General features: G+C 31.3%; 15 protein-coding genes. 5 read left to right on the forward strand and 10 right to left on the reverse strand.

The features are described from left to right. Positions 1-55: 55 nt before the first annotated feature. Positions 56-526 carry a DUF1810 family protein gene (locus B4J88_RS14880; protein ID WP_052217833.1) on the reverse strand — a complete coding sequence of 157 codons (471 nt, stop codon included), beginning with the start codon at positions 524-526 and terminating at the stop codon, positions 56-58. 63 nt (positions 527-589) lie between these two features. Continuing rightward, positions 590-2,362 carry an arginine--tRNA ligase gene (gene argS / locus B4J88_RS14885; RefSeq protein ID WP_291067993.1) on the reverse strand — a complete coding sequence of 591 codons (1,773 nt, stop codon included), beginning with the start codon at positions 2,360-2,362 and terminating at the stop codon, positions 590-592. A gap of 109 nt (positions 2,363-2,471) precedes the next feature. Here argS and B4J88_RS14890 point away from each other — a divergent pair, with 109 nt between their 5' ends. Continuing rightward, positions 2,472-3,827 (forward strand): DEAD/DEAH box helicase, encoded by a 1,356-nt coding sequence (locus tag B4J88_RS14890; RefSeq protein WP_291067995.1) that lies wholly within the window; start codon positions 2,472-2,474, stop codon positions 3,825-3,827. 28 nt (positions 3,828-3,855) lie between these two features. Here the strand turns inward: B4J88_RS14890 and msrA are convergent, their stop codons facing one another. Next, positions 3,856-4,389, reverse strand: coding sequence for a peptide-methionine (S)-S-oxide reductase MsrA (gene msrA, locus B4J88_RS14895; protein ID WP_280062135.1), 534 nt, complete (start codon positions 4,387-4,389; stop codon positions 3,856-3,858). Between the two features lie 66 nt (positions 4,390-4,455). Then, positions 4,456-4,917, reverse strand: a complete 462-nt coding sequence (locus B4J88_RS14900) for an Lrp/AsnC family transcriptional regulator (RefSeq protein WP_115001022.1) — start codon at positions 4,915-4,917, stop codon at positions 4,456-4,458. A gap of 328 nt (positions 4,918-5,245) precedes the next feature. On the opposite strand from B4J88_RS14900, the gene metK reads away from it, so the two are divergent. Continuing rightward, the gene (gene metK, locus B4J88_RS14905) at positions 5,246-6,505 is read left to right on the forward strand and encodes a methionine adenosyltransferase (RefSeq protein ID WP_038336123.1); all 1,260 of its coding nucleotides are present in this window, start codon (positions 5,246-5,248) and stop codon (positions 6,503-6,505) included. Positions 6,506-6,564: 59 nt separating this feature from the next. Here metK and B4J88_RS14910 read toward each other — a convergent pair whose 3' ends face one another. Together B4J88_RS14910 and B4J88_RS14915 are read right to left on the reverse strand one after the other, a co-directional pair. Next, the gene (locus B4J88_RS14910; RefSeq protein WP_291067998.1) at positions 6,565-6,942 is read right to left on the reverse strand and encodes a hypothetical protein; all 378 of its coding nucleotides are present in this window, start codon (positions 6,940-6,942) and stop codon (positions 6,565-6,567) included. A gap of 65 nt (positions 6,943-7,007) precedes the next feature. Next, the gene (locus B4J88_RS14915; RefSeq protein WP_291068000.1) at positions 7,008-7,391 is read right to left on the reverse strand and encodes a hypothetical protein; all 384 of its coding nucleotides are present in this window, start codon (positions 7,389-7,391) and stop codon (positions 7,008-7,010) included. Between the two features lie 147 nt (positions 7,392-7,538). Between B4J88_RS14915 and fabG the strand changes: the two genes are divergently transcribed. Both fabG and menD read left to right on the forward strand, forming a co-directional pair. Beyond that, positions 7,539-8,282 (forward strand): 3-oxoacyl-[acyl-carrier-protein] reductase, encoded by a 744-nt coding sequence (fabG, locus tag B4J88_RS14920; protein ID WP_038336119.1) that lies wholly within the window; start codon positions 7,539-7,541, stop codon positions 8,280-8,282. Between the two features lie 82 nt (positions 8,283-8,364). Continuing rightward, positions 8,365-10,035, forward strand: a complete 1,671-nt coding sequence (gene menD, locus B4J88_RS14925) for a 2-succinyl-5-enolpyruvyl-6-hydroxy-3-cyclohexene-1-carboxylic-acid synthase (RefSeq protein ID WP_291068002.1) — start codon at positions 8,365-8,367, stop codon at positions 10,033-10,035. A gap of 20 nt (positions 10,036-10,055) precedes the next feature. Here the strand turns inward: menD and B4J88_RS14930 are convergent, their stop codons facing one another. Beyond that, entirely contained in the window at positions 10,056-10,508 is a 453-nt protein-coding gene (locus B4J88_RS14930; RefSeq protein WP_291068004.1) for a hypothetical protein, read from the reverse strand. Next, complete coding sequence (locus B4J88_RS14935) at positions 10,505-11,161, reverse strand: SanA/YdcF family protein (protein ID WP_038336114.1); 657 nt, start codon at positions 11,159-11,161, stop codon at positions 10,505-10,507. Before B4J88_RS14935 ends, B4J88_RS14930 begins: the two co-directional genes overlap by 4 nt. A 157-nt stretch (positions 11,162-11,318) precedes the next feature. On the opposite strand from B4J88_RS14935, the gene B4J88_RS14940 reads away from it, so the two are divergent. Next, positions 11,319-13,025 (forward strand): M64 family metallopeptidase, encoded by a 1,707-nt coding sequence (locus B4J88_RS14940; protein WP_291068007.1) that lies wholly within the window; start codon positions 11,319-11,321, stop codon positions 13,023-13,025. Between the two features lie 50 nt (positions 13,026-13,075). On the opposite strand, the gene efp is transcribed toward B4J88_RS14940, so the two are convergent. Then, a complete protein-coding gene (gene efp, locus B4J88_RS14945; protein WP_038336113.1) occupies positions 13,076-13,642 on the reverse strand; it encodes an elongation factor P in 567 nt (188 codons plus the stop codon). A gap of 19 nt (positions 13,643-13,661) precedes the next feature. After that, positions 13,662-14,447, reverse strand: a complete 786-nt coding sequence (gene lpxA, locus B4J88_RS14950) for an acyl-ACP--UDP-N-acetylglucosamine O-acyltransferase (protein WP_038336134.1) — start codon at positions 14,445-14,447, stop codon at positions 13,662-13,664. Positions 14,448-14,457: the final 10 nt, after the last annotated feature.

Genomic DNA, 14,457 nt, shown 5'->3' on the forward strand with positions numbered 1-14,457 from the left:
CAAAATTTTGGACAGTGTCTAAATAAAAAATCTCGAGCAAATGCTCGAGATTTTTTTATTTATTCATTTGTTTCAATATACTTAATGTTTTTTTATCGACTTGATCTGCATAAAAAAACTTCAAAACATCTTTGATAATTTTTTCTTTCGGAACTATGAAGTTGAATAATGTCAAACTTGATTTCAGTTTCATTGCATCATTTTTTCCGAAAATTAATTGCGGAATTACGCCTTTATGTTGCATTAATAATACAGATAAAACTTCTAAATAATTTCCCCAAAGTTCTTCATCTTTCACAAAAGCTCTCGCCTCTTCTTTTGAAGAAATCGAAAATTCTAATGACGAATCACTCGAACCTAATCCAACTAATTGAGGAAACATAAAAACAATCCAATTTGTTTGCTTTTTTCCTACATGAACTTCCATCAAGATTTCATCGTATACAAAACTTTGCGCATCGTGAAATCGTTTCAAATTAAATTTATCGTGAGGATCTTTTTGTTTCAGTAAATCTCCTATTTTCATATTGTAAAGTTAAAAAAATACCTCACCAAATTGATGAGGCATTTTATTTATTTTATAAGTCGATTACATTCTTTCTGGAACACCAATTCCTAATAAACGTAACGAATTCTGAATTGTATTTGCAACCCATTGAGAAAGATATAAACGGAAGTTTTTCACATTTTCATCTTCATTTTTTAAGATTGGATTGTTTTGGTAGAATGAATTAAATAATTTCACTAATTCATACACATAATTCGCAATCAAAGCAGGGCTCATTTCTATTGCAGCTTTATCAATTGTATCTTCGAAATCGTATAATGCGCGAATAATTTCTTTTTCAGCATCATTCAATTCTAATGCATTTGCATCAAATTCTTTTGGTGATTCTTTTCTCAATAATGACTGAATACGCGCAAAAGTATATTGAATAAAAGGTCCTGTATTTCCATTAAAATCGACAGATTCTTTCGGATCGAATAAAATACGTTTCTTAGGATCTACTTTCAAAATGTAATATTTCAAAGCACCCATCGCAATTATTTCGTACAACTCAGCTTTTTCATCATCAGACATTCCGTCTAATTTCCCTAATTCTTCAGAAATCTCTTTTGCTGTATTGTAAACTTCTTGCATCAAATCATCTGCATCAACAACAGTTCCTTCACGCGATTTCATTTTTCCGTTTGGTAAATCAACCATTCCGTAAGATAAGTGATGTAAAGCATCAGCCCAAGAATAACCTAATTTTTTCAAGATTAAGAATAAAACTTTGAAGTGATAATCTTGCTCATTTCCTACAACATACGTTAATTCTTCTAACGTTGGATTATTTTTGAAACGCTCTACAGCAGTTCCCAAATCTTGCGTAATATAAACTGAAGTTCCGTCCGAACGTAAAACTAATTTTTCGTCCAAACCTTCTGCAGTCAAATCAATCCAAACAGAACCATCTTCTCTTTTGTAGAAAACACCTTTGTTTAAACCATCTTCAACAATATCTTTTCCTAAAATGTAGGTATTCGATTCGTATAAATATTCGTCAAAAGCAACACCAAGACGTTTGTACGTTTTAGCGAAACCATCATACACCCAACCGTTCATTTTTTGCCAAAGCTCAATAACTTTTGGTTCATGTGCTTCCCATTGACGCAGCATTTCTTGTGCTTCTAAGAAAATTGGAGCTTCTTTTTTCGCTTCGTCTTCCGTTTTTCCTTGCGCTTCTAATTCTTTGATTTCTTGACGATAATGTTTGTCAAATTCCACATAATATTTTCCAACCAAATGGTCGCCTTTCATATTTGCAGATTCTGGTGTTTCACCATTTCCAAATTTTTCCCAAGCAATCATAGATTTACAAATGTGAATCCCACGATCGTTAATAATTTGTGTTTTAATCACATTATTTCCTGCTGCTTCAATGATTTGAGAAACTGAAAATCCTAACAAATTATTACGAACATGTCCTAAATGCAAAGGTTTGTTCGTATTTGGCGATGAATATTCTACCATTACTGTTTTCGAATTTTCATCAACTTTCGTAATTCCAAAAGTTGAATTTTGAGCATTTTGAGTAAAATTTTCTAAAAATTCTACTGAGCTTAAACTCATATTCAAGAAACCTTTTACAACATTAAACGCTGTAATTTTATTATTTTCAACCAAATTTTCACCGATTTTAGTACCGATTTCTTCTGGTTTACCTTTCAAAGTTCTGATTAATGGGAAAACAACCAATGTATAATCACCTTCAAACTCTTTCCTTGTAAACTGAATTTCAACAGATTCAGGGTTAATTTGATAAACGTTTTGAATCGCTTCTAAAACATTCTGTGTGATGTATTGTTTTAAACTCATTTTATTCCTTTTTACTTAATCGAAATGCAAAAGTACGAAGTTTCAACGAATTTGAACGGATTGCACATTGAGTTTTTAAGAAGTCATCAAGAAAACTTATCTTTGCAAAATGAAAGCTACATTCGCGGATTTCGAATTAACAAAACAATTGAGTTCGGCTTTAGAAAAGTTGAATATCACAACCCCAACTCCAATTCAAGAAAAATCATTCAAACCGATTCTTTCTGGACGAGATATAATGGGAATTGCCCAAACAGGTACAGGTAAAACAATGGCTTACTTATTACCCTTGTTGAATACTTATCAATACTCTAAAACGAATCAACCAAAGATTGTTATTTTGGTTCCGACACGCGAATTAGTTGTTCAGGTTACCGATATTTTAGAGCAATTAACAGAATTTATCAATGTTCGTGTTTTAGGAATTTATGGTGGTGTAAACATCAATACACAAAAATTATTGGTGTATGAAGGCGTTGATATTTTGGTTGGAACGCCAGGTCGCGTCTTAGATTTGGCGATTGACAATGTGTTATCATTCAAAGAAATGAAAAAATTAGTAGTTGACGAATTTGACGAAATGTTGAGTTTAGGTTTTCGTCCGCAACTGATTCATTTATTTACAATGATGAGCGATAAACGTCAAAACATTTTATTTTCTGCAACGATGACAGATCAGGTTGATGATATGTTGCACGAATATTTCAAAAATCCTATTGAAATTTCGTTGGCTCGTTCGGGAACTCCTTTAGAAAAAATTTCTCAATCGGCTATTCCAGTTGAGAATTTCAATACAAAATTGAATTTAATTGTTCATCAATTAGATGATAAAGCGAAATTTGAGAAAGTTTTAATTTTCGCCAACAATAAAAAACATGCTGATTTAATCTTCAATCATTTAGATGAAATTTATCCAGATGAATTTGGTGTAATTCATTCTAATAAATCTCAAAATTATCGTTTGAGAACAATGGAAGCCTTTACTAGAGATGAATACCGAGGAATTATTACGACAGATATTATGGCTCGTGGTTTGGATATTCCAGATGTTACACATGTAATCAATTTCGAGATTCCAGATGTTCCAGAACAATATATTCACCGAATTGGACGTACAGGACGTGCGGATAAAAAAGGTGAAGCGATTTCTTATTTTTCTGAAAAAGAAATTGAGCGTTTAGATGATATTGAAGCCTTGATGGATAAAGAGATTGACGAGATTCCTTTCCCTGAAGAGGAAGTAAAAATCAATCCTGTAAAACGTGAATTCGAGAAAGATGTTGTAAAAATGAAACAGCTTACAACTGTAAAAATTGAAGAACGTGGTGCAGCATTTCACGAGAAAAAAGATAAAAATAAAAAGGTGAATTTAGGAGGTCCTACGAAACGTAAACCACCTAAATCTAAACCTAAAAACCGTGGTCAGCAAAAACAAAAAGCGAAAGCACGCAAAAAAGGAAAATAAAATGAAAGCGACCTATTGGTCGCTTTTCTTATTTTAAAATCTGTTTGAATTTAGATTTGAATTTTGCAATTTTTGGTCCAACAACTGCCGAACAATATGGCTGATCCGGATTTTCATTGTAATAACCTTGATGATAATCTTCCGCTGGCCAAAATTTATCTAAAGGCTCTATTGTTGTAACGAATTTATCTTCATACAAAGTTCCGTTATCAAACTCTTTTAACGATTCTTCTGCTTGCTTTTTTTGTTCTTCTGACGTGTAAAAAATACTCGAACGATATTGTGTACCAACATCGTTCCCTTGTCTATTTAACTGTGTTGGATTATGTATATTCCAAAAAATTTCTAATAATTCTTTGTACGAAATCACTTCATTGTCAAAAGTAACTTCAACAACTTCTGCATGATTTGTATCTGTATCACAAACCTGACGATAAGTAGGATTTTCTACATTTCCTCCAGCAAATCCAGAGATAGCTTGTTCTACTCCATTTATCGAATTAAAAATTCCTTCCACACACCAAAAACAACCAGCTCCTAAAACTGCTACTTCCTTGCTCATGTCTTCTCTATTTTTATTTATTCAATCAAAAAAAGGTTCTAATTTATCAGAACCTTTCTACTATTTTTATACCAATTGGAAAGCGGTATCATCTTTTACATCACCAATCACAAAAGTACTGTGAGTACTACCAATTACCTTTATTGTTGTTAGTTTATTTACCATAAAATCTCTGTATTCGTCCATATTTTCGAAAGACATTTTGATAATGTAATCGTAATCACCACTTACATGATAACTCGCCTGAACTTCTTTTAAATTCACAATTTCGTTTTCGAAAATCTTGATGTTATCAGCAGAATGTTGTTGTAACTTAATATGACTAAATACCAAAAGTTCTCTGTTAATTAATCTTCTGTTTACAAGCGCAACATATTTAGAAATAATTCCAGATTTTTCTAATTTCTTGATTCTTTCGTGAATTGCGGTTGACGATAAATTTAACTTATCAGATAATTCTTTGTAGGTAATTTTACTGTTTTCTTGTAGGTACATTAGTAGTTGTTGATCGAGAGTGTCAAATTTCATTTCAATTAATTTTTTTCTAAAGTAACAACATTATTTTGAATAATTATCTATATAGATTAAAAAAAATAATCATTTACAGAAAATATATTTATAATTTATTAAAACACACCGTTTTTGTTCTATTCTAAAAAAAGATAAAAAATTAAACTCTATAATTTTTATATACTAATAAATGTTAAATATCTTTCTTTATTCATATTATTCATTGTATATTTGAGCTCGAAAAATCGAGAGGAAAGATTTGACTGATTGCAACCTCATAAAACAATTGCTAAAACAGGACTTCAGTTTTCTCCTTCCCTCTATCATTTTAAAAAAAAGTATAGAAATGTCATATTTATTTACGTCAGAATCAGTTTCTGAGGGGCATCCAGATAAAATTGCCGATCAAATTTCTGATTCAATTCTTGACCACTTTTTAGCATTTGATGCAAAAAGTAAAGTAGCTTGTGAAACTTTAGTAACGACTGGACAAGTTGTTTTAGCAGGTGAAGTAAAATCTAATTCTTACATTGATTTACAACGTGTAGCAAGAGAAACAATTGCTGAAATTGGTTACACGAAAAGTGAATATATGTTCGATGCAAATTCTTGTGGAATTTTATCTGCAATTCACGAACAATCTCCAGATATTAACCAAGGTGTAGACAGACAATCTGACGAAGAGCAAGGTGCTGGTGACCAAGGAATGATGTTTGGTTATGCTACAAGCGAAACTGAAAACTATATGCCTTTGGCGTTAGATTTATCGCACAGATTATTGAAAGAATTAGCGCATATCCGTAAATACGAAAAAGATTTGTTACCATATTTACGTCCTGATGCTAAATCTCAAGTAACAATTGAATATGATAATGACAACAAACCTGTTCGTATCGATACTATTGTAATTTCTACTCAACATGATGACTTCGCAAACGAAGAAGCAATGAGAGATAAAATTACAAATGACTTAGTAAGTATTTTAATTCCACGTGTAAAAGCGCAATTACCTGTTCATTTACGCGATTTATTTACAGATAGTATTACTTATCATATCAATCCTACAGGAAAATTCGTTATTGGAGGACCTCACGGAGATACAGGTTTAACTGGTCGTAAAATTATTGTAGATACTTACGGTGGTAAAGGTGCTCACGGTGGTGGTGCGTTCTCAGGAAAAGATCCATCAAAAGTTGACCGTTCTGCTGCTTATGCTGCACGTCATATTGCTAAAAACTTAGTTGCAGCTGGTGTTGCAGACGAAGTTTTGGTACAAGTTTCTTATGCAATTGGTGTTGCTGCTCCAGTTTCTTTATTAGTAAATACATTCGGAACTCAAAAAGTTGAATTAACTGAAGGAGAAATTTCTACAAAAGTTTCTGAAATCTTTGACATGAAGCCTTTCGCTATCGAACAAAGATTAAAATTAAGAAACCCTATTTACAAAGAAACTGCATCTTACGGACACTTAGGTAGAGAACCAAAAACAGTTTCAAAACGTTTTGAATCTGCTAATGGACAAGATGTTGTTGAAGTTGAAGTTGAATTATTCACTTGGGAAAAATTAGACTTCGTAGATCAAATTAAAACAGCTTTCGGATTATAATCTGAAATTTTAAATCATACTTAAAAAATCCACTCAATATTGAGTGGATTTTTTTATGTTTAATTTTTACTAATCGAATTGACTAACCAATATCGTTTTCCATCTTTATAAAAAATATTGATACTATCTCTGGAAAGCATAATCAATTTTGTTGGCGTCCAACCTACATTTCGTAACGAATTGCTTCCAGTCATTTCCATTTGAATATTTTCTATCGGATCAATTTTTTGAGTTGTGATAAAATCAAATCTATATAAATTCTTAGATTGAAAAACTTTAACCACTCCACTATCTACAATATTATTTCCTAAAGAATCTTGAAAAATAATAAAACGTCTTTCATATTTTTCTTTGTAAATAGTATTCTGGCTATCATCTTCATTATTACAAGAAAATAAAATCATCAAAATAGTCATCAAAAATAAACTCGTTTTCATAAACATCAGTTTATATATTTAACTACATTCAACAAAAAATTCTACTTTTTATTGCTTCACACCAATTATCTTGTAGTATTTGCAGTCCAAGTTTTACCATCTTTGGTGTATAAAATTGTTAGTTTTTTACTATCAATTCTAATGTATGAATTTTCATTAGATCCAATACTAACTAACATATTATCACCTTTTTTCTCAAATTCAACTCCATTCAAATCTGGGATTTTATTCGAAAAAGCAAAATTATACTTTGTTCCACTTGCAATTTTAGTTACAAATACACTTCCATTATCAGCAGAAAGAGTATTATTTCCATCAACATAACTTATTTTTCCTTTATAAGTTCCTGCAAAGAAATCATTGTTTGCTGGATCATCATCATCGCTACAAGCCGTAAATACAAATAAGGCAAAAAATGTTACCGCTAAAAATTTCAATAGATTCTTCATGTTTTTATATTTTTAATTTGGTTATAACAATCAATATTTTCAATTATAATACCATAAAATGTTAAAGAAAATTGATAAAGTAAATTTTAACATTTTTAACTCTCGTAAAAAATCGTATTTTTGAAGCAATATATAATACCTATAAACATGAATTTATTGCAAGGTAAAACAGCAATCGTTACAGGCGCAACTCGCGGTATTGGAAAAAGTATTGCTGAAGTTTTTGTTAAAAATGGCGCTAACGTTGCCTTTACTTATGCTTCTTCTGTAGAAAAAGCAAAAGCTTTGGAAGAAGAATTGGGACAATTCGGTAAAGTAAAAGGATATCAATCTGATGCTTCTGATTACGAAGCTGCTCAAAAATTAGTGGAAGATGTAATTGCTGAGTTTGGTCAAGTTGATATTGTAATTAATAATGCTGGAATTACAAAAGATAATTTGTTGATGAGAATGTCTGCAGAAGATTTCGAAAAAGTAATTCAAACAAACTTAAATTCGGCTTTCAACTTAACAAAAGCAGTGATCAAACCAATGATGAAACAACGTTCTGGATCTATCGTGAACATGTCATCTATTGTTGGAATCAAAGGAAATGCTGGACAAGCAAATTATGCTGCATCTAAAGCTGGTTTAATTGGTTTCTCTAAATCTGTTGCGTTAGAATTAGGTTCTCGTAACATTCGTTGTAATGCAATTGCACCAGGTTTTATCGAAACTGAAATGACAGAAGTTTTAGATCAAAAAGTGGTTGAAGAATGGCGCAATGGAATTCCATTAAAACGTGGAGGACAACCAGAAGACGTTGCAAATGCATGTTTATTCTTAGCTTCAGATTTATCAAGTTATGTAACAGGACAAGTTTTGAGTGTAGATGGAGGTTTACATACTTAATTCTTAAAAATATCATACTTTTTGAAAGGTTTTGTTTAGTAAATTTGCTAATCAAAACCTTTTATAATTTAAGACAACTACGTTGAGAAAAATATCAAATAAATTAAATGTTCAATTGATTGCCGAAACCTTTTTGGCTTTCGGAATTGATCATATCGTATTATCGCCAGGATCTCGAAACGGAGCATTAACAATGCAATTTGCGAATGACAAACGTTTCAAAACTTATAGTGTAATAGACGAACGTTCGGCTGGATTTGTCGCTTTGGGAATGGCTCAGCAAATTCAGAAACCTGTTGTGGTTTGTTGTACTTCTGGTTCGGCAACGGCAAATTATTACCCTGCAATTACGGAAGCCTTTTTTCAAAATGTTCCTGTAATCGTACTTTCTGCCGATCGTCCCGAACATTTAGTTGATAATTTTGATGGACAAACTATTCGTCAAAATAATTTATTCGAGCAACATTCTGTTCATAATGTTCAGCTTTCCGAAAGTGAAGAAACGGATGATTTAACACGAAATATGTTGTTGACGAAATATGCATTGATTGATTGTATGCATAAATCTGCGCCAATTCATATCAATATGCCTTTTTCTGAACCTTTGTACGAATCTGTAACAACGCCAGATATTGAAATTGATACAATTACAATTCCTGCAAAAGATTATCCAGAAATTGATGTGATTGATTTGATGAAACGTTGGAATGCTTCGACTCGTAAAATGATTTTGGTGGGATTACATCATCCTAATGCCGAATTTGATCATTTTGTAAAACAATTAGCCCAAGATGATTCGGTTGTTGTTTTGACAGAAGTTACGTCAAATATTCATGATGAACGATTTTTCAATAAAATAGATCAAGTTATTTTCCCTTATTCGGAAGAAGAATTAGAAGCGTTGAAACCTGATATTTTATTGACAATTGGGCAAAATGTCGTTTCGAAAAAAATTAAAAAATTCTTACGTGATCAAAAACCAACACAACATTGGCATTTAGATGAATATTGGCAACCAGACACTTTCCAAGCGTTAACAGATAAAATTGAGACGAAACCTGAATTGTTTTTAGAGCAATTTGTTCCGTTTGTCAACCCAAAAGAATCTGAATATTACACTACATGGAATTCGATACGAGAAGCGAATAATATCAAACACAAAAATTACATCAATATGATTCCGTTTTGTGATTTGAAAGCATTTGATTCTATTATCAGAAACTATCCTAAAAATTGGCAAATTCAGTACGGAAATTCGACAGTTATTCGTTACGGATTATTGTTCGATCATAACAATTCGAATCCTGTTTTCTGTAATCGCGGAACAAGTGGAATTGATGGTTCTACGTCGACAGCAATTGGCGCTTGCATCGCTTCTGGTCAAAATACGGTGATGATTACGGGCGATATTTCATTTTTCTATGATTCGAATGCGTTGTGGAATGTCAATATGCCAAATAATTTCAGAATTATTTTGATTAATAATGGAGGCGGAAATATTTTCAAATTTATTCCTGGTCCTTCTGAAACCGATGTTGTTGAAGATTATTTTGAAACAAAACACCATTTCACTGCCGAACATTTGGCTAAAATGTATGATTTTGAATACAATGTTGTTTCGAATTTAACTGATTTAGAAAATTCGTTCAACGATTTTTATGCAGAAAGTGATCGTCCGAAGATTTTGGAAATTGATACACGAAATTCAGCTAACGATGCTATTTTAAGAGGATATTTTAGTAGTTTGAAATAAAAATATTAGAAGAGAAATCATTAGTTTGGTTTCTCTTCGACTTTAAAAGATATTTTATCTTCATTTTCTTCTTTCAAAACTATCTCATACTTATTTGTATTAAAATAATTTTCCTTTAAATATTTCTTGACTTCAATAGCTCTATTTTCTGATAAACCTTTTTTACTATTTTTCCTTTGAGTACTAATAATAACTAATTTATCAATTTTATTCGTTTTACTCAATTTTATTATTTCATCTAACATCTTTAAATGAAGACTTTCTAAATGTATTTGTTCAAAATTAAAAACTAATGATAAAGGAAATTTACAAATGATTTCTTGCCACTGACATCCATTATTTTCTTTTGGACCTTTTACAGTTGGGCAATGATCTTCAACATCAGGAATTCCATCTCCATCAGTATCTATCAACTCTTGAGCAAATAAACTTGAGTAAAATATTACAGAAAATATAATCAAAAATCTTCTCATATTATCTCAATTTTCTCTCCTAAAAATTTTGGTTGAATACCAAAAAAGCTATCAATGAAAACTTTCGTTCGAGCAAAATATTCGCGAATATTTGTTTTTAATCCAGCATGTTTGTTGACATCTTTTGCATTGTAACCATATGCATTAATTCCGTTTTGACGTGCAATGTAAACCGCTCGTTGATTGTGGAATTCTTGCGAAACTACAATAAATTCTTTCTGACCAAAAATTTCTTTTGCACGTATCATCGAATCTAAAGTTCTAAAACCTGCATAATCCAAATAAATCACATTTTCTGGAATTCCATTTTTTATCAACGCTTGTTTCATCGCTTCAGGTTCATTGTAATTTTTCCGACCATGATCTCCACTCAAAATAAAATGCGTCACTTTTCCTGATTGATACAATTTTGTCGCTGCTTCTATACGATATGTAAAATAATAATTTTGATAACCACTCACCAAATTTGGCGCAGTTCCCAATACAACCGCAACTTTAGTTTTAGGTAAAATTTCTAATTTATCTGAGACAAATTCTTCCGTAGAATTTTCTATTTTATAATTCGCAAAAGCAGTGAACAAAAGACTTAAAACTCCTAAAATAAGTAAAGTATAAAAAGATTTTTTCAGAAACTTTTTGGTTTTGATTTTCATAGTTGATTCAAGATTATTTCTTGTCTTAAAAATACAATATATTCTTCAGTTTTATAATGATTTAAGAACTTCGATCCTATAATAAATATTTAAAAGCAAAATTTCATTAAAAAAATCCATCTTACTATATTGCGTATTATTTTTTCAAAACACAACTATGAGAGTAAAATTATTCGTTCTAGCCACCACTTTATTTACAGCTTCATTTCTATCTGCACAAAAATTTGACATTGACACCTTGCAATATCAAGGAAGTGATAAAAACATTATCAACCTTGTTGTTTTGGCTGATGGTTATACAAAAGATGAGTTAAAATATTACAAAGAAGATGCGAAAAGGTTTACAGATTATTTTTTCAAAACGGAGCCATTAAGTCAATATACCAATTACTTTAATGTGTTTGTTGTAAATAGTATTTCTGAGGAATCTGGTGCAATTCATCCGTATTCTACCAAAGAATGTCCTACAGAAAAAGTGGATTGGGATCAATTACCTGAACGCTATAATAAATTTGTAAAGAAATATGAAGTTCCGAAAACTAATCCAAATACAATTTTCGGAAGTAGTTTTGATATTTCGGGAATTCATCGTTTAGTTGTGCCAACGAAAAATGAAAAAGTATTACAAGTTCTGAAAGATAACATCCCTAATTATAGTCAAGTTGTAATTCTTGTTAATTCTCCTTTTTATGGTGGTTCTGGAGGAGAATTTGCGACGACAACAGTTAATTTTAAAAGTAATGATATTGCTGTTCACGAAATTGGACATTCGTTTGCTAAGTTGTCTGACGAATATTGGTCTGGTCCGTTGTATACGGTTCCTGGTCCAAATAAAACACAGAATGTGCAAGATGTTCCTTGGAAAAATTGGATTGGAACAAATGGAATTGGAATTTATGCATATGGCGAAAAAGATGCAAGAGCACAATGGTTTCGTCCGCACGAATTCTGTAAAATGCAATATTTAATCGCGCCTTTTTGTAATGTTTGTCAAGAAGAATTTATTGAAGTAATTCATCAAAAAACAAATCCAATTATTTCTACAAAACCCGCTGTTGATACTCCTGTTAACACAGAAAACATGAATGCTTTTACTCTTAATTTAGTAAAACCAGTTCCAAATACCCTGAAAGTAAAATGGATTTTGAATAATAAATTGATTGCAGAAAATTTAGATTCTATTCATCTAAACAAAGGTCAATTCAACTTAGAAAAAAATATTTTAAGAGCTGAAGTGACGGATACAACGCAATTAGTAAGAAAAGAAAATCATGCGAATCATATGTACACAACGCAATGGGAAATTACAAAACCTAATAATGAGAGTTTAACTCCACCAGTTTTGACATGGGGTGAAAAACAAGAAAGTTGTTACAATGAACATCAGGCACTAACGGTGAAAAATCCAGAAGCAAAAGTTGAATATTTTTGGTATGATGAGCTAAATTCTACTCAACCATTTGAAAAAGGAAGCAATATTATTAGTCCAACTATTACTGAGAATAAGACTTATTATGTTGAAAGTAATTGGAACAACAAAAAATCTGAACGAAAAGCAATTCAAATTACTGTTTTAGAAAAAATTAATTTTTCTGAAAAAGTTAGTATCAAACAGAATAAAAAAGACGGAACGATTATACTTACTTTAAAAAATACTGACGATAAGAAATATAAATTCGAATGGTTGGATGAAGATGGAAATAGAATCTATAATTTCGATCCAAAAGAGAATAAAACGGTTTATAAAGGGAGTGATTCATCATCTATCACAATCAAAAATGAATTCTTAGGTTCTACAATTTTTGTCAAGAAAATAGATAAAGAAACGACATGCTCTAGCGGAAAAGTTACAATAAAATTATAAATAAGAAAAGCGACCAAAAGGTCGCTTTCTTTATTTATATTTCAGAATAATTATTCTTTAATTCTTTCTACGTAAGAACCATCTTCTGTGTTGATTTTTACTTTATCACCTTCGTTGATGAATAAAGGAACACGAATTTCAGCACCAGTTTCTGTCGTTGCAGGTTTTGTAGCATTTGTAGCTGTGTCACCTTTAAGACCTGGCTCTGTGTATGTAATTTCCATTACAACTGTAGTTGGTAACTCAGCTGCTAAAGCTGTTTCATCAGAAGCACGGAACAAGATTTTTACTTCGTCACCAGCTTTCATAAATTGTGAATTATCAATCAAATCTTTGTTTAAATAAACTTGAGAGAAATCATCATTATTCATGAAGTGGAAACCATTATCATCTTCATATAAATATTGGTAGTTACGTGTTTCTACACGAACTTCTTCAATTTTATGACCAGCAGAAAATGTATTGTCTAATACTTTTCCATTAGTTAATGATTTTAATTTTGTACGAACGAAAGCAGGTCCTTTACCTGGTTTTACGTGTAAAAATTCGATAATTTTATACGTATCATTATTAAAAATAATACATAAACCTTTTCTGATATCAGAAGTTGTTGCCATTTATTCTATTGTTATTTTATTAAACTCCCGAGCTATATCCTTTCATAATTCCACGATCACTTGTATCGATAAAATCAAGGATCACTTCACGATAATGTGAATCTGGGAATTTTTCTAAGATTTGTTCTACAGCCTGAGATACGTTATTTTTTTGTTGATATAAAATTCTGTAAATACCTTGAATTTCGAAGATTTCTTCTGATGTAAAACCTTTTCTTCTCAATCCAATTGCATTAACTCCCGCATAAGCAACAGGATTTTTTGCAGCTTTAACATACGGAGGAACATCTTTACGAATTTGTGTCGCACCAGCTACAAAAGCATGTTCTCCAATTTTTGTAAATTGATGAACTGCACTATAACCACCAATAAAAGCGAAATCTCCAACTTCTATATGTCCTGCTAAACCAACCGCATTTACGATTACGACATTATTTCCTACAACACAATCGTGCGCGATATGTGCAGTTGCCATAATCAAACAATTGTCACCAATTTTAGTATAACCTAATGCATTAGTTCCTTTGTTTACAGTAACGCATTCACGAATTGTTGTATTGTCACCAATATATGTTAAAGTTTTTTCACCTTCGTACTTCAAATCTTGAGGCTCACCAGAAATTACCGTACCTGGATAAATTTTACAATTTTTTCCAATACGTGCTCCTGACATAATTGTTACATTAGGACCAATCCATGTTCCATCACCAATTTCTACATCTTCGTAAACAGAAGAGAAAGGGCTGATTGTAACATTTTCACCTATTATTGCAGTTGGATGAACATATGCCATCGGATGATTCATAACTTCCATT

Source organism: Empedobacter sp. UBA5036, from assembly GCF_002415215.1.
Lineage (GTDB): Bacteria > Bacteroidota > Bacteroidia > Flavobacteriales > Weeksellaceae > Empedobacter > Empedobacter falsenii_B.